Source organism: Winogradskyella marincola (assembly GCF_029624125.1).
In the GTDB taxonomy this organism is placed as follows: domain Bacteria; phylum Bacteroidota; class Bacteroidia; order Flavobacteriales; family Flavobacteriaceae; genus Winogradskyella; species Winogradskyella marincola.
In genome coordinates this window covers 130,192-155,799 of sequence record NZ_JARSBN010000005.1, presented here as the reverse complement: position 1 = coordinate 155,799, position 25,608 = coordinate 130,192, and the positions used below count along the sequence as shown (strand labels likewise).

The 25,608-nt window shown below is 34.4% G+C and carries 21 protein-coding genes; 4 read left to right on the top strand and 17 right to left on the bottom strand.

Annotated features, from left to right (window positions below):
- Positions 1–93 precede the first annotated feature (93 nt).
- The 8 genes from P7122_RS10665 to P7122_RS10630 form a co-directional block, all read right to left on the bottom strand.
- Positions 94–1,269 (bottom strand): aspartate aminotransferase family protein, encoded by a 1,176-nt coding sequence (locus P7122_RS10665; RefSeq protein WP_278005786.1) that lies wholly within the window; start codon positions 1,267–1,269, stop codon positions 94–96.
- On the bottom strand, positions 1,270–3,129 hold the full coding sequence (locus P7122_RS10660) for an OstA-like protein (RefSeq protein WP_278005785.1): 1,860 nt from the start codon (positions 3,127–3,129) through the stop codon (positions 1,270–1,272).
- A 96-nt stretch (positions 3,130–3,225) separates the two neighbouring features.
- Complete coding sequence (locus P7122_RS10655; RefSeq protein WP_278005784.1) at positions 3,226–4,506, bottom strand: adenylosuccinate synthase; 1,281 nt, start codon at positions 4,504–4,506, stop codon at positions 3,226–3,228.
- Between the two features lie 13 nt (positions 4,507–4,519).
- Positions 4,520–4,972, bottom strand: coding sequence for a Fur family transcriptional regulator (locus P7122_RS10650; RefSeq protein ID WP_278005783.1), 453 nt, complete (start codon positions 4,970–4,972; stop codon positions 4,520–4,522).
- Between the two features lie 104 nt (positions 4,973–5,076).
- Complete coding sequence (locus tag P7122_RS10645) at positions 5,077–7,287, bottom strand: RelA/SpoT family protein (protein WP_278005782.1); 2,211 nt, start codon at positions 7,285–7,287, stop codon at positions 5,077–5,079.
- A 182-nt stretch (positions 7,288–7,469) separates the two neighbouring features.
- Positions 7,470–7,985: a T9SS type B sorting domain-containing protein gene (locus tag P7122_RS10640; RefSeq protein ID WP_278005781.1), complete on the bottom strand. Its 516-nt coding sequence runs from the start codon at positions 7,983–7,985 to the stop codon at positions 7,470–7,472.
- 105 nt (positions 7,986–8,090) lie between these two features.
- Positions 8,091–9,323: a M48 family metallopeptidase gene (locus P7122_RS10635; protein WP_278005780.1), complete on the bottom strand. Its 1,233-nt coding sequence runs from the start codon at positions 9,321–9,323 to the stop codon at positions 8,091–8,093.
- Positions 9,324–9,456: 133 nt separating this feature from the next.
- A complete protein-coding gene (locus tag P7122_RS10630; protein WP_278005779.1) occupies positions 9,457–10,254 on the bottom strand; it encodes a TrmH family RNA methyltransferase in 798 nt (265 codons plus the stop codon).
- 128 nt (positions 10,255–10,382) lie between these two features.
- Here P7122_RS10630 and P7122_RS10625 point away from each other — a divergent pair, with 128 nt between their 5' ends.
- A complete protein-coding gene (locus P7122_RS10625; RefSeq protein ID WP_278005778.1) occupies positions 10,383–12,173 on the top strand; it encodes a T9SS type A sorting domain-containing protein in 1,791 nt (596 codons plus the stop codon).
- 105 nt (positions 12,174–12,278) lie between these two features.
- Positions 12,279–13,076 (top strand): DUF6503 family protein, encoded by a 798-nt coding sequence (locus P7122_RS10620; RefSeq protein WP_278005777.1) that lies wholly within the window; start codon positions 12,279–12,281, stop codon positions 13,074–13,076.
- A gap of 196 nt (positions 13,077–13,272) precedes the next feature.
- Here P7122_RS10620 and P7122_RS10615 read toward each other — a convergent pair whose 3' ends face one another.
- From P7122_RS10615 to P7122_RS10605, 3 genes are all read right to left on the bottom strand, one after another.
- Positions 13,273–14,595, bottom strand: coding sequence for an amidohydrolase family protein (locus P7122_RS10615; protein ID WP_278005776.1), 1,323 nt, complete (start codon positions 14,593–14,595; stop codon positions 13,273–13,275).
- A gap of 11 nt (positions 14,596–14,606) precedes the next feature.
- Positions 14,607–17,594 carry an amidohydrolase family protein gene (locus P7122_RS10610; RefSeq protein ID WP_278005775.1) on the bottom strand — a complete coding sequence of 996 codons (2,988 nt, stop codon included), beginning with the start codon at positions 17,592–17,594 and terminating at the stop codon, positions 14,607–14,609.
- A 76-nt stretch (positions 17,595–17,670) separates the two neighbouring features.
- Positions 17,671–18,738 (bottom strand): DUF3810 domain-containing protein, encoded by a 1,068-nt coding sequence (locus P7122_RS10605; RefSeq protein ID WP_278005774.1) that lies wholly within the window; start codon positions 18,736–18,738, stop codon positions 17,671–17,673.
- Positions 18,739–18,925: 187 nt separating this feature from the next.
- Here P7122_RS10605 and P7122_RS10600 point away from each other — a divergent pair, with 187 nt between their 5' ends.
- Positions 18,926–20,392, top strand: a complete 1,467-nt coding sequence (locus tag P7122_RS10600; protein ID WP_278005773.1) for an aminoacyl-histidine dipeptidase — start codon at positions 18,926–18,928, stop codon at positions 20,390–20,392.
- A gap of 122 nt (positions 20,393–20,514) precedes the next feature.
- Here P7122_RS10600 and P7122_RS10595 read toward each other — a convergent pair whose 3' ends face one another.
- The 3 genes from P7122_RS10595 to P7122_RS10585 are packed head-to-tail and all read right to left on the bottom strand — an operon-like array spanning position 20,515 to position 23,217.
- Positions 20,515–21,675 carry a peptidylprolyl isomerase gene (locus P7122_RS10595; protein ID WP_278005772.1) on the bottom strand — a complete coding sequence of 387 codons (1,161 nt, stop codon included), beginning with the start codon at positions 21,673–21,675 and terminating at the stop codon, positions 20,515–20,517.
- Entirely contained in the window at positions 21,668–22,201 is a 534-nt protein-coding gene (gene gldI / locus P7122_RS10590; protein WP_278005771.1) for a gliding motility-associated peptidyl-prolyl isomerase GldI, read from the bottom strand. Before gldI ends, P7122_RS10595 begins: the two co-directional genes overlap by 8 nt.
- Complete coding sequence (locus P7122_RS10585) at positions 22,201–23,217, bottom strand: DHH family phosphoesterase (protein ID WP_278005770.1); 1,017 nt, start codon at positions 23,215–23,217, stop codon at positions 22,201–22,203. Before P7122_RS10585 ends, gldI begins: the two co-directional genes overlap by 1 nt.
- Before the next feature lie 277 nt (positions 23,218–23,494).
- Between P7122_RS10585 and P7122_RS10580 the strand changes: the two genes are divergently transcribed.
- The gene (locus tag P7122_RS10580; protein WP_278005769.1) at positions 23,495–23,914 is read left to right on the top strand and encodes a nucleoside-diphosphate kinase; all 420 of its coding nucleotides are present in this window, start codon (positions 23,495–23,497) and stop codon (positions 23,912–23,914) included.
- Between the two features lie 91 nt (positions 23,915–24,005).
- On the opposite strand, the gene P7122_RS10575 is transcribed toward P7122_RS10580, so the two are convergent.
- The 3 genes from P7122_RS10575 to P7122_RS10565 form a co-directional block, all read right to left on the bottom strand.
- Positions 24,006–24,554: a hypothetical protein gene (locus P7122_RS10575; protein WP_278005768.1), complete on the bottom strand. Its 549-nt coding sequence runs from the start codon at positions 24,552–24,554 to the stop codon at positions 24,006–24,008.
- Positions 24,511–25,224, bottom strand: coding sequence for a hypothetical protein (locus P7122_RS10570; protein WP_278005767.1), 714 nt, complete (start codon positions 25,222–25,224; stop codon positions 24,511–24,513). Before P7122_RS10570 ends, P7122_RS10575 begins: the two co-directional genes overlap by 44 nt.
- 186 nt (positions 25,225–25,410) lie before the next feature.
- On the bottom strand, positions 25,411–25,608 hold the full coding sequence (locus P7122_RS10565) for a hypothetical protein (protein WP_278005766.1): 198 nt from the start codon (positions 25,606–25,608) through the stop codon (positions 25,411–25,413).

Genomic DNA, 25,608 nt, shown 5'->3' with positions numbered 1-25,608 from the left:
TTTTGTTTTTAACAAATTAATTAACATTGACTTAGATTTCTTGGTGAATGTTTATTTTATTGTAAATCAGTGTTTTGTGTTTGTGTAGGTGCGTTATATTTTGTCTAAAATTGAAGTAATTATTTTACATCCCTTAATAATTTCTTCATTAGAAATGGTGAGTGGAGGTGTAATTCTTATGGCTTTAGGTTCAAAAAGTAGCCAAAATAAAATTAAGCCTTCATCTTGAGCTTTGAGTATAACGTTGTTAGCAATTTCAGAATTTTCTACTATTGCAGCAAGCATTAATCCTTTTCCTCTTACTTCTTTAATGTGTTTATGATTAAGGTGTTGTCTTATTAATTTTTCTTTTTCAAGAGTATCTTTAATAAGGTTTGTATCTATAATTTCTTTTAAAGTTGCTAGTGCTGCAGCAGCAATTAAAGGGTTGCCACCAAAAGTAGTTATGTGTCCTAATTTAGGATTATTACTCAAGGAAAGCATCATGTCTTTAGACGCGGTAAATGCACCAATAGGTAAGCCACCACCAAGACCCTTGCCTGTAACGACAATGTCTGGTTGGCAGTTGTAGTTTTCAAAACCAAAGAGTTTGCCTGTTCTGCCAATTCCTGGTTGAATTTCATCTAGTATAAAAAGAGCACCAACCTCATTACAACGTTTTTGTACCTTCTGAAGATAATTGTCTTGCGGTTCTATAAAACCAGCACCTCCTTGAATGGTTTCTAAAATTACAGCAGCCGTTTTAGTTGTGATTTGTGACAGATCTGCCTCGTTATTAAAAGCTATATGTTTTACATCTGGAATTAAAGGTAGAAAAGGAGCTTTGCGTTCTTCATAATCCATAAGACTTAAAGAACCCATTGTATTGCCATGATAAGCATTTTTAGCGGCAATAATTTCTGTTCTGCCTGTGTAGCGTCTGGCAAGTTTTAAGCTGCCTTCAATGGCTTCTGTACCAGAATTTACAAGATATGTGCTCTCTAATGGTTTTGGTAAATTATTAGCTATAAGTTTAGCAAGTTCTATTGCAGGTTCCTGTATGTATTCGCCATAAACCATCACATGAAGATATTGGTCTGCTTGCGCTTTTATAGCGTTCACAATTTTTGGATGCGAATGCCCTAGAGAACATGCAGATACACCTGCAACAAAATCTAAATAAGCTTTTTTGTTTTTGTCGAAAATATATGAGCCTTCAGCATGGCTTATTTCCATTGCCAAAGGGTGTGGCGATGTCTGAGCCTGATATTTAAAAAAATCGTTTTGCAATTATAACCCTCCTTTTACTTTGATTTTTTTAGTTTCTTTAGAAACGTTTGTAGGTTTAGTTTTTGGAATCGAATCTAGTTTTGTCTTAGAAATAGGTTGCTCTACTTTTGGTTTTAGACCATTAGACTCTTTTTCTTCTTCCTTTGGAAGGTTTCTTGCTGCTTTATTTGGCTTATTAGGTGTGTCTTTGCCAGCTTCTTCTATACGTTCTATAACACTATCTCCAAAAAAGTCTTCTGGTGGAACATAATCTTCTAAGCCAGATATTTTTGGTAAATCTAAAGGCGGATCGTCTTTAAATAAATCTTCTACAGATGCAGGTCGTTCTTCGCCTCGCCAATCAAAACCTCGTAATCTTCTTGCGTTTCTTGGAAAATCGGGTTCTGGAAAAATGTTACCATCAATCTGATTAATAAATCTAACTTCTTCAATAGCTTGTTCTACAATTTGAATGTTAATACTACCAGATTTAGATTTCTGAATACCTATGAGTTCATTTTTGTCATTTCTCATATACCTAATGGTCTCAGCATTCTTTATAATGTCTACATTGTAGAGTTCATTATCTCTAAACAAACCAATGAGTCTTTGACCTTTTATTTGGTTGTAACCATCCTCACTAATAGTATCCTTACTCACTAAAAAAGCATTATTAAACACTTTTAATGAGTCTAGTTTTTCAGTTTCTGTATTAGATGTTAGATGAATAGTATCACCAGTCATCTGGTTACCTATATTCCATAACACTGGCTTACGAGCTGTGGCAAAAGCGTCTGTAGAACTGTATCTGCTTAGGTTTATAAGTTCTGTTAAGCCTGTTTTGTGGTCTACATGTATAGAATCTGCTTTACCTGCTAAATCACTTTTATAAAGTTTGGCATTATAGTAAGCTCTTGTAATGCGATGCTCTGGTTTTCCTGTAACCATTAGAGTGTCTGCATGCAAGTACATAGAATCTTTTTCTTGTACACTTATTGCTAAAGCTCTTTTGGTAATAAATACAGAATCTTTAGCGCGCCATACTTCTGCATAATGCCCTTTTACTAAGCTGTTATTTATGGTATCTGTTACTGTTATATTATTGGTTGCAGATGCAAAACTACGGTTACGGTCAAAATAAATACTATCTCCTTCAACCGTTCTATTGTCGTAATCTATTTTAGCATTTCGTTGAAAATAACCAGTATTAGCATTGGTGTCGTAAAAGCCACGTTCGGTATAAATTTTACTTTCTTCTCCAACAATAGTCGAAGGTCCAAACAGGTACGCATGACCGTTATCTGGAAAAAAATCTAAACGTTCAGTGTTTAAAGTATAATCAGGATTTACAAGAACTACGTCTTTTGTAAACTGATACTTCTTACTGTTCATATAATACCGACCTATTTGACTCGTAATAGTACCAGAAGAATCTCTTACAACTTTACCACTAGTGTCATAATAAGCTAGTTGACGCACTCTGTCAAAATACAATTTATTTGTAGTTAGTATAGAACTAGGCTCTGTTAAAACCACTTCGCCTTGAGCAAATGCTAACTCGGTTTTACCACTGTATTCCACATATTTAGCAACCATATTAATAGAGTCGCCTTGCTTGACTAATACCTTGCCAGAATTGCCGCTAAAGGCTTCAATATAGTCTTGGTCTTGATAATATATGGCTTTATCACACCAAAGATTAACTCCTTTGTGAACAAAATGTACTTGTTGAGAATCGTCTCTAAGAAAAATTATAGCACCATCTTCTACATCAGGATTTGATGTAGTTATGCCAGAGTATTCTATGACAATTTTTTGCTTTTCTTGAGCAAAGCTAAAAGCAGAAATACAAAGTATAATAATTAAAAATAGATTCTTCAAACTATTCAAAGCTGTATGGTTTTTAAAAAATAACACTAATCAATTAGCTTTAGTATAGGTTAACAGTTTTTTTAACAGAATCTATAATTCAAAAAATTATATCGTTTTTCTGACGATAGTCTGCTTACGATCAGGACCAACAGATACTATTGTAATAGGAATGTTAAGCTCTTTTTCTAAAAACTCAACATAAGCATTAAAAGCTTCAGGTAGTTGAGACGCTTCTGTCATGCCAGTTAGATCTTCTGACCATCCTTTAACTTCAGTATAAATTGGCTTAATGTTTTCTTCCTCGATATTGTAAGGTAGATGCGTAATTGTTTCACCTTTATAATTGTAGGCAGTACATACTTTTAAGGTGTTAAAACCAGAAAGTACATCACCTTTCATCATAATTAATTGTGTAACACCATTAACTTGGCATGCATAGCGAAGCGCTACTAAGTCTAACCATCCACAACGTCTTGCGCGACCTGTTGTTGCGCCAAACTCGTGGCCAACGCGTCCCATAGTTTCTCCATCTTCATCAAATAACTCTGTTGGGAAAGGACCTGAACCAACACGTGTTGTGTAGGCTTTAAAAATACCAAAGACATCTCCTATTTGGTTTGGTGCAACACCTAAACCTGTACATGCACCAGCAGCAGTTGTGTTAGAAGATGTTACGAATGGATACGTCCCAAAATCAATATCTAAAAGCGATCCTTGAGCACCTTCTGCTAAAATAGTTTTACCAGACTGTTGCGCTTGGTGAACGTACTCTTCAGAATCAATAAACTTTAATGTTTTTAGAGTTTCTATAGCTTCAAAGAAATCAGTCTCTAATTCTTTTAAATCGTACTGAATATCTACATTATAGAAAGCAATCATAGCTTCGTGCTTATCTGCTAAAGCTCTGTATTTTTCTTTCCAGTCAGCCAATTCAATATCACCAACTCTAATACCGTTTCTACCGGTTTTGTCCATGTAAGTTGGACCAATTCCTTTTAGTGTAGAACCTATTTTTGCTTTTCCTTTAGAAGCTTCACTGGCTGCATCTAGTAAACGATGTGTAGGTAAAATGATATGTGCTTTTCTAGAGATGCAAAGAGATTTTTTGTAATCTACACCTTGCTCGTCTAATTTGTCTAATTCCTTTTTAAAAATCACAGGATCTATAACGACACCATTACCAACTAGGTTTACAGTGTTGTCATGAAAAATACCAGATGGTATGGTATGTAAAACATGTTTTTTGCCGTTAAAAACTAAGGTGTGACCAGCGTTTGGGCCACCTTGAAAACGTGCAATAATATCGTATTTAGAGGTGAATACATCGACAATTTTACCTTTGCCTTCATCTCCCCATTGTAATCCAAGTAGTAAGTCTACTGCCATTTTAAAAAATTAGTTAGTCTTCTTTTTTACGGTTGCCGTAAAAGTATAGTGAATGATTAGTTATTTCAATGTTAAAAACCTCTTCGATGGTTTTCTTTATAGATTGAATGCGTGGATCACAGAATTCTATAACTTCACCTGTATCGGTAAGAATAACGTGATCGTGTTGCTTATCAAAATATGATTTTTCGTAGTGTGCTTGGTTTTGGCCAAACTGATGTTTGCGTACCAATGCACATTCTAAAAGTAACTCTATGGTGTTGTATAGCGTAGCTCTACTTACACGATAGTTTTTATTTTTCATTTTGATGTATAAAGACTCGATATCAAAATGCTCTTCGCTTTCATATATTTCCTGAAGTATAGCATAACGTTCAGGTGTTTTTCTATGACCTTTGTCTTCAAGGAATTGTGTAAAAACTCGTTTTACAATTTCCTGATTACTTTCTTCTGTTGTTGCATTCATAATTAAGGTGCAAATTTACGTAAAAATATAGGATAAGAATGATTTAATTTTAGATTAAAATTGAAAGAAATGAACAAGTTTTCAATACTTTTAATCTATTAAAATCAAACTCTTACTACTTTGTCTATACCATTAATTGTTTTGAGTTTGTCTATGAGGTTTTTTAGCATGGTTTGGTTTTTTACTTCAACCGTTATGTCTCCGTTAAAAATACCGTCGTCACTAGAAAAACTTATACTTTTCATGTTAACATGAAGGTTTTCTGAAATAAGTTTTGTGATATCGTTTACCAAACCAAGGTTGTCTATTCCAGATAGTTTAATATGCGAGGTGTAAGCACGCTGAGAAGAGTCTATCCATTTGGCAGCTTGTATTCTGTAGGCATAGTTAGATTGTAAACTTACTGCGTTTGGACAGTTTTTTTTATGAACTTTTATACCGTCATTTATGGTAACAAATCCAAATACTTTATCGCCAGGAATTGGGTTGCAACAATTAGCAAGAGTGTAGTTGAGACGTTCTTCTTCTTTTCCAAAAACCAGCATATCATACTTAGAAGTAATCTCTTCTTTGTCTATATCCTTATTAGGAACATCTGGCTTGCGGATTTTACTTTTTATATAACTCATAAAAGCGTTACTTCTGGATGAAGCAAAGGCTTTGAGTTTGGTGTTATCTATAGTACCAATACCAACACGATAAAATAAATCTAAAGATGTTTTAAGCTTAAAGTAGTTGACCAGCTCATTTACCGATTTTTCATTAAGAGTAATTTTGAGTTGCTTTAGTTTTCGTCTTAAAACTTCCTTACCTTCTTCTGCAATCTCTTTGGTATGTGCATTTAATGCCGATTTAATCTTGCTTCGAGCTCTGGCAGTTGTTGCATAATCTAGCCAGTTAGCGTTTGGCTTGGCGTTGTCTGATGTTAAAATCTCTACACGGTCTCCACTTTGTAGTTCATGACTTAGAGGTACTAATTTACCGTTGACTTTTGCTCCTCGAGTTTTCATGCCAACTTCGGTATGAATGCTAAATGCAAAGTCTAGTGGAGTAGCACCTTTTGGTAAAGACTTTAAATCTCCTTTTGGTGAAAAAACAAAGATTTCTTTTGAGTAGAGATTGAGTTTGAATTGTTCTACAAAATCTACAGCATTAGCCTCGTTATTTTCTAGAGCTTCTTGAAGCCTGTTAATCCATAAGTCTAAGTTATCTTCTTTGTCGTTGGCGTTTTTGTATTTGTAGTGTGCTGCGTACCCTTTTTCGGCAATTTCATTCATGCGCTCACTTCGAATTTGTACTTCTACCCAACGACTTTTTGGCCCTACAACAGTAATGTGCAATGCTTCGTAACCTGTAGATTTTGGTGATGAAATCCAATCGCGCAAACGAATTGGGTTTGGTGTAAAGTGGTCTGTAACGATAGAATAGATTTTCCAAGCCAGAAACTTTTCGTTTTCAAAATCTGATTTATAGATAATTCTAACAGCAAATTTGTCGTAAACTTCATCAAAAGAAACACCTTGTTTTACCATTTTTCGTCTTATACTAAAAATGGATTTTGGTCGTCCTTTAATTTCGTAATTAAGGCCTTCTTTATTAAGTGATTTTTCTATGACTTCAGAAAATGCTTTAATGTATGCGTCTTGCTCTTCTTTGCTTTCTTGCATTTTTTCAGCAATGTCTTCATAGACTTCTGGTTCGGTATACTTTAGTCCTAAATCTTCGAGTTCGGTTTTTATATTGTAAAGCCCAATTCTGTGTGCTAGTGGAGCATAAATGTATAAGGTTTCTGATGCAATTTTTATCTGTTTATCTGCACGCATAGAGTCCATAGTTTGCATGTTATGCAAACGGTCTGCAATTTTTATGATGATAACACGTACATCTTCATTGAGTGTTAACAGCATTTTTCTGAAATTCTCTGCTTGTAGAGATACATCCATTTCCTTATTAAGGACAGATATTTTTGTAAGTCCGTCTACAATGCGAGCTACGGTTTCGCCAAAAAGACGTTCCATGTCTGCAATGGTGTAGTTAGGATTGTCTTCAACCACATCATGAAGTAGAGCAGCAGCAATAGACGTAGCGTCTAGACCAATTTCTTGTGCCACAATTTTTGCCACAGCAATTGGGTGAAAAATATAAGCTTCTCCAGATTTGCGACGTTGATCTTTGTGCGCATCTAGAGCGACCTCAAAAGCATGGCGAATTAGTTTTTTATCGTCTTTGCTTAGGGTTTGGTAGCTTACTCTGAGTAATTCTTTGTAGGCTTTTGCAATGGCTGCATTTTCTTTTTCAATGTCTACTTCTGTCATAAGAACTAAAGTAAACAAAGTCTATGAGATAGGCAATGGGTTTTGTTGAAGAAATTTTTGATGGTTTTGTTGCGGAAAAATCCGCAGGATTCTTTCAGCCGTAGCTGAAAGATAGCAAAAAGTGTTAAATTCCGATAAGGGGTTCTACCGCAGTGAATTATTACTATTGTTACCCACAGTTATTATTGTAATAAAGGGTCGTTTGGGTCTTCAACATTGCAGTTTGCAAAACTAAAATCGCCTGACTCTGAAAAATCTCTAATTAAGCAGACATATCCAAACTCGACAAAAGTTGCTTCATTTTCAACTACAATTTTATATTTATAAGTTCCAAATGTCAATTCCGAGTTACTTGATTGGTTTAGACCAAGAAATGGATTAGATTCATAATTATTTGCCTCAAAAACAACATTATCATCTATGTCATAAATGGTTACTGTATTATCTGTATAAAGGTCTATGTTTTGGATTGCAAATGTGTCATTCAATCCGTCTCCATTTGGTGTAAAAGCACCTGTAGCTTCAATTTCACCTGCTGTTTGGTCTAGATTATCAATATTTGAGTCAGAAAAAGGATTTTCTCCGCAACATAGAAAAGTTTCTAATTCAGGTTCAGGTTCATCATTGCTTTCAGTACAACTAAAAGTCAAAAAAAATGATAAGATAATTGTAAATAAAATCGCAATTCTGTTTTTCATAAAGTTTTTGTTTAATTGTGGGTAATTTTCATGATACGGACTTTTTTAACTGTCTATATCAGGTGTTAACGAAGTAAGTCTTTTTATCTTACAAAGTCAAGTCTATCAGTTTTTTAAATTCCTAACACGATCTAACAAGGTAGGATGTGAATAATGCATAAACACGTAAGCTTTGTGTGGTGTTAAATTACTCAAACTGTTTTTAGAGAGTTTTTTTAATGAGGTAATTAAAGGCTCAGCTTTGTAAGTGTTTTTTGCATAATCATCAGCTTGATATTCAAAAACTCGTGAGACGTAATTCATAATTAAACCCGTAATTTCTGAAATAGGCGAGTAGAGCAATCCAAAAGCAATTAAACCAACATGAAAACTTGGTGTTTCTACTCCAATAGCATTAGATAATAATGGGTTTGAAATAAAAACCGATAAAATAAAAAGTGTGAATCCGGTTAATGCTATTGATGTAACCAGATTAAAAATAATGTGTTTGCGTTTGTAGTGCCCAACTTCGTGCGCTAAAACCGCAACAATTTCTTCATCGTCTAAATCGTTAACCAAAGTATCGTAAAGCGTAACACGTTTTTCGCTTCCAAAACCAGAGAAATAGGCATTGGCTTTAGTGCTACGTTTAGAACCATCTATGATAAAAATTTTATTAAGACTAAAACCTACAGATTTGGCATAATCTGAAATTTTATTACGTAACTCTCCGTCTTCTAAAGGTGTTTGTTTATTGAACATTGGCACAATGAGCTTAGAGTAAAACATGTTCATAAATACTGTGAATACGGTTACAATTCCCCAAGCATACAGCCAAAATTGATTTCCTGTAATTTGATAAAACCAAATAATTAAGGCTATAATACCTCCACCTAATATGGCCATCATTATTAAGCCTTTTAATTTATCTAAGATAAATGTCTTTTTTGTGGTTTTATTAAACCCAAACTTTTCTTCAATCACAAAAGTTTTGTAATATGCAAAAGGTGTGGTTATAATGTCGCTGGCAATCATAATAATGCCAAAGAAAATTAAACCAATAATGATAGGATTATCAGAATAACTTCTGGCAATGTTATCTACATATTCAAACCCATCTAAAAACAGAAAAACTAAGGTTAAAACCAGTGAAAATAAGGAAGACCATATCCCGAATTTGTGATTAGTGGCTTTGTAGTTTTGCGATTTTTTATACTCGTCTTCATCATAAACATCATTTAATTCTTCGGGTATTGCTTCGTTAAAATGTTTGGCATTTAATGTATCTAGAATTTTATCCTTTACAAAGTTGATAAGGATAATGGCTATGATGATGTAGAAAAGAATGTCTGCGTTCATTTCTTTGTGATATGTTTTGTTCGTCACTTCAAGTGAAATTTCCTTAGGAATTTTGTGTCGAAAAGCTTCTTTCTTGTAAGGTTCCCGATACGATTTTATCATTCTTCGAAAATCACTCGAACTGACGTTTAGGTTATTTAAAGTCTCGTTGTCTTTTGGATTCAAAAATAAGAATTCCTGCAGCAACAGAAACATTCATAGAGTCAATAACACCTTGCATTGGTATACTAATGTTTTGTGTAGCTGCATCTCGCCATTCTTGGGTTAATCCTGTGGCTTCTGTGCCAACCACAATAGCTGTTGGTAAGGTGTAATCTTGCGTATGATAAGGCTGAGATTCTTGCAGAATAGCAGAGAAAATGTTGAAATTGTAATGCTTCAAAAAATCGATAGCTTCAGTAGTGCTTGCCATCGCAATTTGTGTTGTAAAGACACAACCAACACTAGAGCGTATAATATTTGGATTGTACAAGTCTGACTTAGGGCTGGCAATAATCACAGCGTCTACATTAGCAGCATCAGCAGTTCTTAATAAAGCACCAACATTACCTGGTTTTTCGGGTGCTTCAGCAACTAAAATTAAAGGGTTTTTGTTAGTGAGTTTTAAATCTTCAAGTTGGTGTGCTTTACTATTTACGACAGCAATAACACCTTCTGTGGTGTCTCGATGTGCCAATTTTTGAAAAACTTCTTTAGAAATTTCAATAATATCAATATCATATTGCGACATGGCTTTTGCTTCACTTTCAGAAAACAAATCCGGGAAAAATAAAAGTGTTTCAATTTTGTAGCCACCTTTTATCGCCAAAGACAGTTCGCGTTTCCCTTCAATTAAAAATTGTCCTGTTTTTTTGCGTTGTCTAGACTTGTCTTTTAGTTGATTAAGTTGTTTAATAAGAGGGTTTTGTGGGCTAGTTATTGATTTTATCATATATTTGAGAGTCTTTGATAAGTGCAAATTTACGCCTTAAATTATTAAGGTGTTTCAATTTTAGCTCAATTGAAGCGTAACCATTAATCAGTTTGTACATACACACTATGCTATTAAACCAATCAATTATGAAAAAACTTTTACTTGCATTTTCTTTTTGCTTCTTTTTATTGAATTCATATTCTCAAATTGCAAATCAACCATCAGATTTAATGGTTTGTGATGACGATAATGACGGTTATGCCGAATTTGACTTAACAATTACTGAGCCGGAAGTTTTAGGTAGTCAGAGTTCGCTGGATTTCAGTGTTTCGTATCACGAAACCCAAACAGATGCTATTATTGGTGATTATCCTATTGCATCTCTTTACGTAAATATTGTTCCTAATATGCAAGTGATTTATATAAGAGTGGAAGATTTAAGTTCTGGTAGTGTAGCAACCACTTCTGTTAATTTGGTGGTGAACCTGACGCCAGAAACAACAGTAATCTCAGATTATGAAATTTGTGAGATTAACTCAGATGGTTATGCAGAATTCGATTTAACCACAAAAAATGCAGAGGTTTTAAATGGGCAAAATCCAGCTTTATTTAGTGTGAGTTACTATGCTAGTGTAGTAGAAGCAGAATTACAAATGAATGCATTACCTAGTCCTTTCACCAACTATACCAATCCCCAAACCATATATGCAGCCATAACAGATAATTCAACAGGCTGTTTTAGTACAATAAGTTTTGATTTAGTGGTTAATGAAGCAGCGCAAGCAAACCCTGACTTACAACCAATTGTCTACCAGCAATGCGATGATAATGCAGAAACAGATGGTGACCCAAGTAATGATAGTTCTCAATTTGATTTATCTGTTTTAGATTTTCAAATTCTAGATGGTCAGGATCCTTCAGTATATACATTAAGTTATTTTGCAACACTAGTGGATGCTGAGATTGGTGTAAATCCTTTGCCAACACTGTATCAAAACACAATAAATCCTCAGGTTATTTATGCTAGAGTAGAAAATTATTTTGGCTGTTACGATATCGCAGAAGCTACTTTGATGGTAACTCCTATACCTTATTTGTCTGTAGAAGATACGATATTGTGTGTAGACGAATCTGTAACAATCGACACAGGTTTAAGTAGTGATGATTACGCTTTTCTTTGGTATGTCGATGGATTTATTATTTCAGGTGAAAGTTTGCCAACGTTAACTATTAATTCACCCGGAGTTTATACGGTTCAGGTAATAGATATTCAAGGTTGTGGCATTGTTACAACAGAGTTCTTGGTAACAGAATTGCCTTGTCCAGATGCCGACTCCGATGGAGTAGATGATAGTGAAGAAGATATTAATAATAATGGTAATTTAGACGATGATGATACTGATGATGATGGTATACCAAATTATCTAGATGACGACGATGACGGAGATAATGTCTCTACCGAAGATGAGATTGCAGAGCTTTCAGGTCGCAATAGCTCTGGTACACATCCTTTTGTAGATACAGATAATGATATGATAGAAAATTATTTAGATGATGACGATGATGGCGATGGTGTGCTTACCATAGATGAAGATTATAATAATAACGGAGATCCAACAGATGATGATACCAACTCTAATATGATTCCGGATTATCTTGAAGCAGCAGTTGCTCTTAGTTTGGAATCATTACATAAATTGTCTTTTAAGTTGTATCCAAATCCAGCAAAAGATATGGTAACAGTAACATTGAGTCAAAATATATTGAATACAACAGATATTTCTTTAATAGACATTCAAGGTAAGACGATTAATATTCCGAAAAGGGAATTTAATAGTACTGTAGAATTAGATGTGTCTGCTTTAAATTCAGGACTGTATTTTGTTCAATTAAGAAGTGGTAATAACATTATTACTGAAAAGTTGGTTGTTGAATAAAGTATAGAATATAATATGTTTTAAAAGCTTCAGATTAATTCTGAAGCTTTTTTTGTAATGTACAGATTTAAGTTTCGTCCAAATTACCAACTAATAAAACTAACCATGAAAAAAGCAATTTACCTTTTATTTTTAACTGTATTATTTTCAGCTTGTAAAAACGAAAAACAAACAGAATCTACAGTTATAAATGAAGTAGCAAAAGAAGACATTACAACAAGTATTTATCCAGAGTCAATTACTAAAGTGTTTAAAGCACACGGTGGAATAGATACTTGGAATACCATTAAGTCACTTTCCTTTACAATGGAAAAATCAAATGGAAAAGAAGTAACTACCCTAAATCTACAAACCAGAGCAGAAGTTATTGAAACTCCTGATTATAAAATGGGTTACGATGGCACAACGCAATGGGTTTTAGAAAAGGATAATAAACCATACAAGGGCAATGCTAAGTTTTACAAGGGACTTATGTTTTATTTTTATGCGATGCCTTTTGTTTTAGGAGATGATGGTATTATGTATGAAGATATTGAACCTCTTACTTTTGAAGGAAAAACCTACAAAGGAATTCTAATTTCTTACGAATCAGGAATTGGCGAGTCACCAGATGATCAATATAAAATTTACTATGATGAAGCCACAGCTGAAATGGCATGGTTAGGATATACGGTAACTTTTGGTAAGGATGAAAAGAGTAAAGATTTTCATTTTATTCGCTATAACAATTGGCAAACCATTAATGGTTTGAAATTACCTAAATCAGTAGATTGGTACATGTACGAAAACAACTTGCCAACAGAAAAAAGAAATACAGTAGAATTTATTGATGTTTTTTTATCTGAAGAAGCACCAGATAGCACAATGTTTAAAATGCCAGAAGGAGCAACTATCGTAAAATGATAACAAATAAAAAAGCGAGCTGAATAGCTCGCCTTTTTTAGTTTTAACTTTTAGAAACTTATGGTTAAACAAGAACTATAATAAAAATGATAATTATTAAAATGGCTGCAGTTATGGCTATTTTAGTATTGCTTTCAAAAACTTGAGATAAGAAATCTAAAATGAAACTAATTACGTTCTGCATTTTTAATATAAATCACTTTTGCTTGACTTCCTGATTCTTGTACTTTTTAGAATAACGCTTCCAAAGCTTTGTTTGATGTGTTTCTAAACTAACGTTTCTACCATCAATAAAGGCATGTGTCAATTTGTTAGTTCTCATATCTAAGGCATCACCTTCGCTAATAAATAGTGTTGCGCTTTTGCCCACTTCTAAGCTTCCGTACAGATTGTCGATTCCCATTATTTTCGCTGCATTTAATGTTATTAATTGAAGCGCCTGCTCTTTCGTCAATCCGTGAGCTACTGTAGTACCTGCGTAAAATGGTAAGTTTCTAGAATTCATACGCTCCATATCTCCACTAGTTTCAAGAGAAACCAAAACACCTGTGTCAACTAATTTTTTAGCTTGTTTATAGCTGTAGTCATAGTCATGGTCTTCTAACTCTGGTAATGAGTGTACTCGTCGTAACATTACAGATACATTATTTTGTTTTAATACATCTGCAACTTCATTGGCTTGGTAACCTCCTACAATAGTTACTTTGCTAATACCTTGTGCTTTTGAAAAGTTAACAGCGTCTGTAATGCTTTTGGCATCATCTGCATTGATGTATAAATGCTGATTATCATTAAACAGACCAGACATAGCATCGTAAGGCAAGTGCTTTGTTGCTTTGTTGCCATTATTGTAGGCTTTAGCTTCGTTAAAGTAATCCGTTAGCTCTTTAACTTGCTTATCATAGTTTTTATTTGGTTTAAGACCAGGATCTTCACCTAGCCACCAACGACCACGACTAAAACTACTTGGCCAGTTAATGTGTATACCATCGTCTGTTTTTATAGACGCGTCTTCCCAGTTCCAGGCATCATATTGTACAATAGAAGAAGTTCCTGTAATACGTCCTCCACGAGGCACTACTTGCCCAAGTAAAACACCATTCGGTCTCATAGATTCTACAACTTTAGACTCGGCATTATAAGCAATAATACTACGAACATTAGGATTAAAAGTACCCATTTCCGAAAGATCGCTAGAGGCTTTTACAGCATCAACTTCAACTAAGCCTAAGGTTCCGTTAGAAACTATAAATCCAGGATACACATGTTTGCCTTTAGCGTCAATGATATCCATGGCTTGTCTGGTCAGTGGAGTAGAAGCTTCAGGACCAATCGTTGTTATTTTACCATTGCTTACTACAATGATACTATTTTCAATAACGTCTCCGTTGCCAATATGTGCTGTTGCACCAACAATAGCAAAATCTTTAGTTTGCTTTGGAGCAGGTGTTTGCTGTGCAAAATTTAAAGTAACACACAGCATTAAAAGAACAATATTTATAGATTTTAATGTTTTCATTTTAATAAGTTTTAATGGTGATGTGTTGTATGCTCTCCATCCATAGAATCGCAATGCAATAATTCTTTTTCTTTCTTCTGAATAGGTTGTGTTTTCAACCCTTTGTTTTTCTCTTGAAGCATACTGTTAATAAGCTCACTTTTTTCTTTTTGAACGGCTTTTCGCATTTGTTTGTCGCGTTCTAAATCAAAGTAAGTTACACCTTCAATGATTGTTTTTTCAGCTTTTGCGTATACTGAAAGTGGATGGTCAGACCATAAAACAACATCAGCATCTTTGCCAACTTTAAGACTACCAACTCTATCATCTAAATGAAGCAATTTCGCCGGATTTAAAGTCACAAATTTTAATGCATCTTCTTCGCTAACATTACCATATTTTACAGACTTTGCAGCTTCCTGGTTTAATCGACGAGACATCTCAGCATCATCACTATTAATCGCAGTAACTACACCAGCATTGTGCATTATAGACGCGTTGTAAGGTATGGCATCATTAACTTCGTATTTGTAAGCCCACCAATCGCTAAAGGTTGAGCCACCAACACCATGATCCTTCATTTTGTCAGCAACTTTGTAACCTTCAAGTATGTGTGTAAATGTGTTAATGTTGAAGTTGAATTGCTCTGCAACTTTCATCAACATATTTATTTCACTTTGCACATAAGAGTGGCAAGAAATGAAACGTTCTTTATTTAAAATTTCAGCTAAAACTTCCATCTCATAATCTTTACGATAAGGTTTACCGCTTTTTTTGGCATCGTCATAAGCTTTTGCTCTTGTAAAATAATCTACAAACACTTGCTCAACTCCCATACGCGATTGTGGGAAACGCTCATTTCTACTAGATCTCGATTGTTTTACGTTTTCACCTAAAGCGAATTTTATAAATTTCGGAGAGTTGTCATAAATCAGGTCTTCAGCAGATTCTCCCCATTTTAATTTAATAATTGCCGAACGACCACCAATAGGATTTGCAGATCCATGTAAAATCTGAATCGATGTCACTCCACCAGCAAGGTTTCTGTATATGTTAATGTCTTCATCATCGATAACATCTTCTATAGTCACTTCGGCAGAAGAATTTTGTCCTCCTTCATTAATAGAAGCTGCAGCAATGTGTGAATGCTCGTCAATGATTCCAGCAGTAATGTGTTTTCCTGTAGCATCAATTACGGTAGCATTTTTGTCTGAAAGGTTTTTACCGATTTTAGAAATCTTACCGTTTTTAATTAGTAAATCGGTATTTTCTAAAACACCATCCTTCTCGTTGGTCCAAACCGTAGCATTTTTGAATAATAAGGTTTCAGATTTTGGTTGTTCTGTAAATCCGAATGCCAGATTAGGATAAGTAATAGGACTCATATTTTCGTTTGAAGCTTCTGAGTCTTTCTTATCCTTTTTCTTAGAGTCGTCTTGCTCGTTTGAACTAGCCTTACTTGCAAAGAATGACAATTCGTTTCCATTTGGTAAAATGGCTTTACCATTTAGACTGTTGCTGTTTGCAGCATTGGCGACAACTCTAATAAATTCACTTTTTGTACTGTCTGTAGTTTTAAAAGTTAGGTTAACCCAATCATTTGCGTAGTTTAATTTAGAACCTAATTGAAGGTCTCCACTTTCAAGTTTTGCATTAGGTTTTGATGTACTCCCAGAAATGGATAGTTTGTAATCTTCGCCTGCTAATTTAAATGTGTAATCACCATCAATATCTCTGGTATTCATGTCTTCAATCACATGCGCTTCACCTTGTACCCAGTTTTCGAAGAGTTTTGTGTTCTTTTCAAAAATATCTCCAGAAGTAATTAAAAAGTTGGCATAGCTACCAGCTTTTAAAGTACCTAAAATATCAGATTTTCCTAATAATGAAGCAGGAACTGTAGTCAACGCTTCAAGTGCTTTTTGTTTAGAAAGTCCGCTTTCTATGGCTTTTAGTAAATTAGATTTAAATGATTTTTTAGACTTTAAACCATGTGTTGTTAAGGCAAAGTTGATACCATTCTCAGCCAATAATCTTGGGTTATGTGGCTCTTGATTCCAAGCGCGCATGTCGCTTAATGATAATGTTGAAGCTAAGTGTGCATTTTCTACATCGTAAGCCAATCTAAAATCAATTGGCAGAATAATTGTAGCATTAGTTTGCTTTACTTCGTTAATGCGTTCGTATTCATCACCACCACCAACAATGGTATATTGCACGTTAGATTCATCACCAACTTTGTCAGCCCTTAAAAGGTTGGCTCTGCTACCAGCTTCAAAAATTTGTAAAAGCGAAGTGTTTTTGTTTAAGGCTTCTAATGATAAATCTTTGGTGTCTACATTGCCATCAGCATACCATTTAGCGTCGTTGTACATTTGTCTTAGTAACGCCATACTTCCCATAATTGAAGAAGGGTAAGATTGACGTGATTTTACACTTTTACGAAACGAAAAATGCTGAGTGGTTTCTCCATCAACAACGCGTAGTGAATTATCCGCATCATTATTTAAGGCAATAAGAGCGCCAGTTCCTCTTACAATACCATCTGGCATATGCGTGTTAACCACACCAAAACCAAGTTGATGTAGTTCTGTTGCTGATTTAGAATCGTAGTTAAAGCTGGCCATTACATCTTGCTCTGGCGTCACGTGGTCATTCCAGTAAAAGCCACTTCGGCTGGCACCATATCTTGGGCCATTTCCACCACGTTCAGGGTTTTTTACACCAAAAGACGTATAGATGTCTATAAATGATGGGTAAATGGTTTTTCCTGAAACATCAATGGTTGTGGTGTTTTTCGGAATGTTTACTGAAGTGCCTACGTTTACAACTTTGCCATCTTTAATTAATAAAGTGGCATTGCTTAAAACCTCTGTAGGCGAAACGTAGATTGTTGCATTTGTAAGCGCAGTGTAATTAGTGTTTTTAGATTTTACACCAGTGTTACTTGGAAAGTAATCTTGCGCAAATAGCGAAAAACTGCACATAAGCATGAGCAGCCGTAAAAATACTTTTGTCATAAAACGGTTAGTTAATTAGAATTCTAAAGATAATGATTAAACACAATTTTGAAATTGAATTCAGTTTTTTTAACGTTTATAGCGACTGGTTTTCGAAGTAGTTTACCAGTAAAGCTACAACGTAACTGTAGCTTTTCATACCATCGCTTTGATTGTTTGCTTTTAGGAAATTATCAAAGGTTTTTTCAAAAAGAGGTTCAATTGGGTTTTCGTAAGATTTCCAAAAGTCTTGAACTTCTTGGTAATTCATTAAAATGCCTTTATTTACTGTAGCAAGAATCTCGTAGTATAAATCTTTATCGCGTTTAAAAATTTCTACCAAACAGTAACGTAAACCAAAGGTGTAACCAGAATATTTAAAATGAAGATCTTTGTTATGAATAGCGGCTAGGCAACCAATAAAATTGGCTTCATTTTCTGCTGCATAGCCCAATTGATGCGCAACCTCATGGCACGATGTGGTTGGGAATTTGTAGGTTGGTATTAATCCATCAACTTGTGCTTCATTAGTAAATGGATTCAAATATCCTGAAAATCCCATGTAAGTTAAAGGTAGGCTGTAAATGGATTTTTTAATGCTTACAGGATTATAATCTAAATGCGGATAGGTTTCAGACAATGTTTTGTAACTGTCTTTTACCATATCAAAAACTTCAGATTTGGTAAAAGGCATGTCCACTTTTGCAGAATCGTTAACGGCTAATTGATTATGAATTTCATTTGATTTTTCAATTAATCGCTTTGTGAAATTTACCAACTGCTCTGTGGTGTATTCCGCTTCAAGATCTAACGATTTGTATAGTGGAAGTCTGTAGTAGTTGAATGCCCACAACACGTGAAACGCAAAATAAGCCAAGGACAAGGTTGCTAAAATGTCTAATAACCAATTTTTAGTATCCTTATAAATGCGTTTTCGGTTAATGATAATCCAGCGAATAATATAAATACCAGCTAAAGTATAAAACACATCACCTACTGAAAATGGCAACCAACCAAAGGCATAGCGCATTAATTTAGAGGTAAAAACATAAACACCATTACTGTAAAATTGCTCTACAAATTCTGGGAATCGCTTTAAGATTTGAATAGCAATAATCTGAACAATCAAGAAAAGCGCAATGATGAGTTTTTTGTTTTTCAGCATGACTCAAAAATAGGAAAAACTTGTCATTCCGCACTTGATGCGGAATCTATATTTGCAGAAGGTTGAATATCTATATGAGATCCTGAAACAAGTTCAGGATGACAAAAAACAATAAGTCTTTTTGTACTTTTGTAATCGAAAATCAAGTATTAATTTAAAAAGATACCCACTTCTGTGGGTAAGTAATATGAGTCAAGATATAAGAGGCCTTGAGCCAAAGGCACTATGGAACAAATTTGCAGATCTTAATGCAGTACCTCGTCCTTCAAAAAAGGAAGAACGTGTTATAAAATTCATGAAGGATTTTGGTGAAGGATTAGGTTTAGAAACTATAGAAGATGAGGTTGGTAATGTTATCATTAGAAAGCCTGCGACTGCAGGAATGGAAGATCGAAAAGCTATTGTGATGCAATCGCATTTAGATATGGTGCATCAAAAAAATAACGATACTGTTTTTGATTTTGATACACAAGGTATCGATATGTATATTGATGGAGATTGGGTGAAGGCAAAAGGCACAACACTTGGTGCAGATAACGGTCTTGGTGTGGCTACAATTATGGCTATTTTAGAAAGTGATAGCATTGTACATCCTGCTTTAGAAGCTTTGTTTACTATAGATGAAGAAACTGGTATGACTGGAGCCATGGGACTTAAAGGTGGTTTGCTTAATGGTGAAATACTACTGAATCTAGATACCGAAGAAGATGATGAAATAGGTGTTGGGTGTGCAGGTGGAGTAGATGTTACTGCTAAGCGTACATACAACGAAGAGGAAACGCCAGAGTTTAAAATTGGTTATACCATTGAAGTGAAAGGTTTACAAGGAGGTCACTCAGGTATGCAAATTCATGAAGGTTTAGGTAATGCAAACAAGTTAATGAACCGATTATTATTTGATGGTTTTGAAAATTATGGTTTACGTATTTCTGAAATTGATGGAGGTAGTTTACGTAATGCTATACCAAGAGAAAGTAAAGCGATTGTTGCGATAGATGCAGTTAATGAAGCAACTTTTGAAACTGAAATGAAAACTTTGGCAGATACCATTAAGCATGAATATAAAACCATGGAGCCAGACTTAGAAATAAAAATTTCTAAATCTGAAACACCAGAAAAAATCATGGATTTAGGAGTGCAAGAAGGATTAACAAGAGCTTTGTATGCTGCCTTAAATGGTGTGTATAGAATGAGTCCGGATATTAAAGATTTGGTAGAAACTTCTAATAATATTGCAAGAGTTATTGTAAAAGATGGAGCAGTGAAAATTGGGTGTTTAACACGTAGCTCTGTAGAAAGTTCTAAATGGGATTTAGCTAATACACTTCGTGCAACTTTTGAGTTAACAGGTTGTGAGGTTGAATTCTCAGGAAGTTATCCAGGTTGGGCGCCAAATATGGATTCTGCTATTTTAAAAGTAATGGTGCCAATTTACGAGCGTCTTAATAATGGTGAAAAACCTCATGTTGCAGCTTGCCATGCAGGTTTAGAGTGTGGAATCCTTGGGCAAAATTATCCAGAAATGGACATGATTAGTTTTGGGCCAAACATTAAAGGTGCGCACTCACCAGATGAACGTGCTCAGATTTCATCAGCTCAGAAGTATTGGGAGTTTGTTTTAGAGATTTTGAAAAACATTCCTAAAAAAGCTTAATTGTATTTGAGATGCTGAACTTGTTTTAGCATCTAACTACAATTTATAACAACAAAAAGGCAGTTGCACTTCGGCTTCGCTCAGTGACCAACTGCCTTTTTTATTGTTATTAATTTGTTTGCTTATTCAGCAATCGCAGTTAATTCAATATCAAATACTAGATTTGTTTTTCCTGGAATTAAAGGAGCTCTACCAGATTCTCCATAACCCAAATGGTAAGGAATATACACTCTGGCTTTGTCACCAATTTTCATATTTAACATTGCTTCTCTAAAACCAGCAACTAAACTAGCGGTTTCATTATATGGCATTGTAAAAGGATTATAACCACCACGACTGTCTTGCGTTTCGTCATACTTTCCGTTTTTCTCAGCTACCTCTTTCCAAGTTGTCCAGAATAAGGTACCATCTTCAAAATAACCAGCACAATCAATCTTTACTCTTTGTTCTGGTGTAGGTTTAACACCATCTCCTTTGTGAGTAAAGGCCATTTCCATACCAGTCTCAGACTTGATTATAGAATTTTTGATTTCTTCATTTTTTTGCAAAAATTCTTCTCTGGCTTTTTTAGATAATTCTTCAGCTTTTTTCTTTGCTTCAGCTTCTTGTTGTTCTCTTTTTTCTAACATTTTTGGCATTTCTTCTTCAAATACCTTTGGCGCATCAAAGAATTTAGCGTCTTTACCTTTTCTTATGATGTTAAGTTTTGTAATTACTACATCTTCAACAGGTTTATGGTTTCTCGCTCGAGGATTAATTACCTTAACATTAGAAATAGAATCGTGCACGTCCATGCCTTCTATAACTTGACCAAAAACAGCATGTCTGTTGTCTAAACTTGGCCATTCTTTTTCCATGATAAAAAATTGGCTTCCGTTTGCGTCTCTACCAGGATTTGCCATAGATAAAACACCTGGTTTATCGTGCTTTAAATCTGGGTGAAACTCGTCTGGAAATTTATAACCAGGATCTCCCATTCCTGAAGCTGTAGGATCACCACCTTGTATCATAAAATTATTCACTACTCTATGAAAAGTAATGCTGTCATAGTAGCGTTTTCCTTTGTATTCATCTTTTACCATTGGGTGGTTACCTTCGGCTAAAGCCACAAAATTGGCTACAGTTACAGGTACTTTATCGTAGTGCAGTTTGGCAAGCATTGTACCTTTGTTGGTAACAAATTCTGCATAAAGTCCGTCTTCTAAATTAGGATACTTCTCCTGGCAAGAGATATTTGCCAATACAACTAATATTATTAACGTTGTAAGTGCTTTTTTAATCATTTTCTTGGGTTATAGTGTTTAAAGTTACTTCACATATTAAGGGAACATTTGTTCCTATTCTTTTTTCATCACCATAATAGCCGTAAGCTTTCTGTGATGGAAAAATGAAGGTGATATGATCTCCTTCAGACATTAATTTTAATCCTTCGCGCAGACCTGTAAAAAGCTCTTGTTTGTCCATAACGTAGGTTCTTTCTGCCGTTGCGTATATTTCATTTCCGCTAAGATCAGATACGTTGTATTCAAAATTAATAATGTCTCCAAAATCTGGTTGAATGGTATCATTTTGTGCTTTGGTATTATAGTAGTACCAAAATCCGCTTTCTGAGGCGATATAGTCTTTTTCTGGATTATTCTTTATAATATCCTGAATAATCTCATGCTCCTTTTCGTTTAGTTTTTTGTTGCGCTCTGCAGATTCTTTTAGAAAAGAACCAGACTGTACCTGTTCTGGCATTCTGGCTTCTGGAGATTTACAACCCACTAAAACAAAAGTTGCAATTAGTATGTAGAGCAGGTGTTTCATTACTGGGACAATTCATTTTTATATTGTTGTAATATACTAATAAATTTTTCAACTGTAGTTTGTAAATTATCTTCACTACGTCCTCCAGCTGCATTGGTGTGTCCACCACCATTAAAATGTGCTCTGGAAAATTCGTTCACAGAAAAAGAGCCTTTACTACGCAACGATATTTTTACAATATTGTCTTGTTCGTTTTCTATAAAAATGGCAGCAAATATGATGTCTTTTAATGACAGACCATAGTTAACAAACCCTTCGGTATCGCCTTTTTTAAAGTTAAATTCATCTAACTCAGCTTGCGACAATGTAATATAAGCTGTGCGTAATTCTGGTATTACTTTTAGGTTTTGCATGGCTCTGCCTAAAAGTTGTAAACGGCTGTAGCTATTAGTATCGTAGATGTTATTATGAATTTCAGAATTTTTAGCTCCTCGCTTTATTAAATCTCCAATAACCTGGTGTGTTCTTCTAGTGGTAGACGGAAAACGAAACGAGCCAGTATCTGTCATAATTCCTGTGTACAAACAAGTTGCAATGTCAGCGTTTATTTTTTCAACATCATTTAACATTTCAATAAAATTAAAAACCATTTCGCAGGTAGAAGACATGCTAACATCAGAATAAGTGTACTTAGCATAATTGTCTGGTTGCTGATGATGATCTATCATAATTTTGGTGGCAGACGACTGCTCTAAAGGCACTGCCATATCACCAGTACGATGAAAAGCATTGAAGTCTAACGTAAAAATAAGCTGCGCTTTGTTTATTAAAGCTTCACAATGGTCTCGGTTAGACTCAAAGATTAAAACAGCATCATCTCCAGGTAACCACTTTAAAAAATCTGGATAATCATTGGGTGCAATAACGGTTGCTTTATGGTTATAGGCTTTTAAATAATGATACAGGCCTAATGTAGAACCCATGGCATCTCCATCTGGATTTTTATGTGGCACAATCACAATATCTTGAGGTGTGCTAAGTAGTGTTTTTAGTTCTGGAATTTGTGTTTTAATCATAGGAAGCGAATTTACAATTTTTAGTGTTTTTGAAAACGTTTTTAATATGAAATTAAGAATCGTTCATATTCCTGCCTTTCGACTACGCTCAAGATAAACTGCGGCAGGAATCTATTAGTTGATTTGAAATGAGATTCCGTATCAAGTGCGCAATGATAATATAGAGTTGCTTCAACAGTGTTCAAGACTGCAGTAAGTAGTAACATTAATTTAATAATTGAGGCGCTTGATAAATTAAAGAAATGCATTACTTTTGCACCCAATTAAAAATAAACAAATGGCAACTAACAGAACATTTACAATGTTAAAGCCAGATGCTGTTGAAAAAGGACACATTGGCGCAATATTAGAAAAAATTACAGCTTCAGGATTTAGAATCGTAGCAATGAAGTTAACTCAAATGACTAAGGCAGATGCTGAGGAATTTTACGGAATCCACAAAGAGCGTCCATTCTTTGGTGAATTAGTTGAGTACATGACACGTGGCCCAATCGTTGCAGCAATCTTAGAAAAAGATAACGCTGTTGAAGATTTTAGAACTTTAATTGGTGCTACAAACCCTGCGGATGCTGCAGAAGGTACTATCCGTAAGATGTTTGCTGATTCTATTAGCGAAAATGCTGTACACGGAAGTGATAGCGATGATAATGCAGCTATTGAAGGTGCATTCCATTTTTCTGGTAGAGAGATGTTCTAAGAACAGACACTTTATATAAAATTGAAAAGACCATCCGTGAGGATGGTCTTTTTTTTGTTTTGTGTTTTTAGAAGTGGGTTGGGGCAAGTAATTATTTATGGCTATTGTTAGCAATAGTTATTTCTTTTCTTGGGTCATTATCATTCGGATAAACTTTACGTGCTAATCCATAAATTAATTCTAATTTCTGTCGATTGCTACAAGTAAAATCAAATGTTACAAATCCATTTGTTCCAAGAGAAGATAAGCATTGCCAAAATCGACCGACTAAAATTTTTTTTCCATTCTTTACAATACAAAACGCTTTCCAATCCAATTCCATTTTGTCAAGTTTAGACGAACATTCTTTTGTTAAATCAAAAGTGAAAGTGGATTTATCATATCCAATGATATCTTTTTCAGTTATTATTTTGGATTTAAGAACCACGTTTTTTGGTTCAACTTCTTCAAACATTGAGAGATTAGAACTATCAATCAAAAATATTTCAATTTTATCGTTTTTTTCTGAACAACTACAAATGAAAAATAGAATGAATAAGATGATATAACTAGGTGAAAACAAGCAATTACTTATAGCCATTGTTGGCAGTAGTTTTTTAATTATTAAAATCGATACTGTAATCAGAAGTTGTTCCAGCATCAAAAGTTATGTTTTCTATTTCTGTTGATTGTACTCCATTTACAGTGCGATATATTTTTAATTCTATAGGTTGATTTCCCGCTATTTCGAGTAGATGGTTTTCTTCTGATTCACTATTCCAACCACGAACTTGTCCATCAATAGATTGAGAAAATCCAGAAGGTCGTGGGTATGAAAACTCGGTCATCAAGCTATTTCCTTGCTGAACTTGGTCAAGATTTAACAAAGATAAATTCAAATAGGCTTTTTTAGGGATATTATGATTAATGGTCAAACTTGTATCACGAGTTATTTGAAATAATGAGATTCCATTTAAATCAGTCCTCAAATACTCATTATTATCAAGTTGCTCGTAAGATAATGTAAATCCGCCTTCTTCAAGTTCATCATCTCTTATAAAGAATTTCAAATAAAAGTTTCCTTGTGAATCAGTTCTTGTTGTTGCTTTTGTTCTTATAGTGCCAGAACCTAAATATGGAATATTATCCCATTTTACTGTTAGTTTAAGATTGGAAATCGGTACAGTTCCATTGTCTGTCATTATTTTTCCAATAATTTCAGTACAATTTGTTTCACAATTTTGACTAATTAAGTCATCTTCTTCTTTGGAACAGCTAATAAAAATAAAAACTCCTAAAATTATTCCGAAACTTAATTCTTTTATTTTCATACTCTTTTTTATTGTAGATGACGGAACTCCAAATTAGTTGCGTCAAATTACTGCCAACGGTTTTGTATAAACGCAGTAGCGGATTAAAAGCGTTGGTTTTCCGATATGAAGATACATATTTAAAATAAAATAGCGGTTCAAGTTTGCACCAAAACCGCTATTGCGTTTATACGTTGTTGTGTAGCGTTATTTCCTATTCAAATTAGAATAAGTTTGTCTACCTAATGTGTCAGTTAAAGGAAAACTATAAGTAGGTTTTTCAGATTTTTCCACATTTCCTAACATTTTAATAGTTTCATCAAATTTGGAAATCTGCTCCATCTTATTTTTTTCCTCTGTAGTCTTATCGACTATTTGTTCTACAAGTTTTGCTATATTTTCCAT

What these genes read in the sequence shown, in the direction of transcription:
- P7122_RS10655 (WP_278005784.1), bottom strand. Translation starts at nt 4,506, where the DNA reads ATGGCAGTAGACTTACTACTTGGATTACAATGGGGAGATGAAGGCAAA.
- P7122_RS10650 (WP_278005783.1), bottom strand. Translation starts at nt 4,972, where the DNA reads ATGAATGCAACAACAGAAGAAAGTAATCAGGAAATTGTAAAACGAGTT.
- P7122_RS10645 (WP_278005782.1), bottom strand. Translation starts at nt 7,287, where the DNA reads ATGACAGAAGTAGACATTGAAAAAGAAAATGCAGCCATTGCAAAAGCC.
- P7122_RS10640 (WP_278005781.1), bottom strand. Translation starts at nt 7,985, where the DNA reads ATGAAAAACAGAATTGCGATTTTATTTACAATTATCTTATCATTTTTT.
- P7122_RS10635 (WP_278005780.1), bottom strand. Translation starts at nt 9,323, where the DNA reads ATGAACGCAGACATTCTTTTCTACATCATCATAGCCATTATCCTTATC.
- P7122_RS10630 (WP_278005779.1), bottom strand. Translation starts at nt 10,254, where the DNA reads ATGATAAAATCAATAACTAGCCCACAAAACCCTCTTATTAAACAACTT.
- P7122_RS10625 (WP_278005778.1), top strand. Translation starts at nt 10,383, where the DNA reads ATGAAAAAACTTTTACTTGCATTTTCTTTTTGCTTCTTTTTATTGAAT.
- P7122_RS10620 (WP_278005777.1), top strand. Translation starts at nt 12,279, where the DNA reads ATGAAAAAAGCAATTTACCTTTTATTTTTAACTGTATTATTTTCAGCT.
- P7122_RS10615 (WP_278005776.1), bottom strand. Translation starts at nt 14,595, where the DNA reads ATGAAAACATTAAAATCTATAAATATTGTTCTTTTAATGCTGTGTGTT.
- P7122_RS10610 (WP_278005775.1), bottom strand. Translation starts at nt 17,594, where the DNA reads ATGACAAAAGTATTTTTACGGCTGCTCATGCTTATGTGCAGTTTTTCG.
- P7122_RS10605 (WP_278005774.1), bottom strand. Translation starts at nt 18,738, where the DNA reads ATGCTGAAAAACAAAAAACTCATCATTGCGCTTTTCTTGATTGTTCAG.
- P7122_RS10600 (WP_278005773.1), top strand. Translation starts at nt 18,926, where the DNA reads ATGAGTCAAGATATAAGAGGCCTTGAGCCAAAGGCACTATGGAACAAA.
- P7122_RS10595 (WP_278005772.1), bottom strand. Translation starts at nt 21,675, where the DNA reads ATGATTAAAAAAGCACTTACAACGTTAATAATATTAGTTGTATTGGCA.
- gldI (WP_278005771.1), bottom strand. Translation starts at nt 22,201, where the DNA reads ATGAAACACCTGCTCTACATACTAATTGCAACTTTTGTTTTAGTGGGT.
- P7122_RS10585 (WP_278005770.1), bottom strand. Translation starts at nt 23,217, where the DNA reads ATGATTAAAACACAAATTCCAGAACTAAAAACACTACTTAGCACACCT.
- P7122_RS10580 (WP_278005769.1), top strand. Translation starts at nt 23,495, where the DNA reads ATGGCAACTAACAGAACATTTACAATGTTAAAGCCAGATGCTGTTGAA.
- P7122_RS10575 (WP_278005768.1), bottom strand. Translation starts at nt 24,554, where the DNA reads ATGCTGGAACAACTTCTGATTACAGTATCGATTTTAATAATTAAAAAA.
- P7122_RS10570 (WP_278005767.1), bottom strand. Translation starts at nt 25,224, where the DNA reads ATGAAAATAAAAGAATTAAGTTTCGGAATAATTTTAGGAGTTTTTATT.
- P7122_RS10565 (WP_278005766.1), bottom strand. Translation starts at nt 25,608, where the DNA reads ATGGAAAATATAGCAAAACTTGTAGAACAAATAGTCGATAAGACTACA.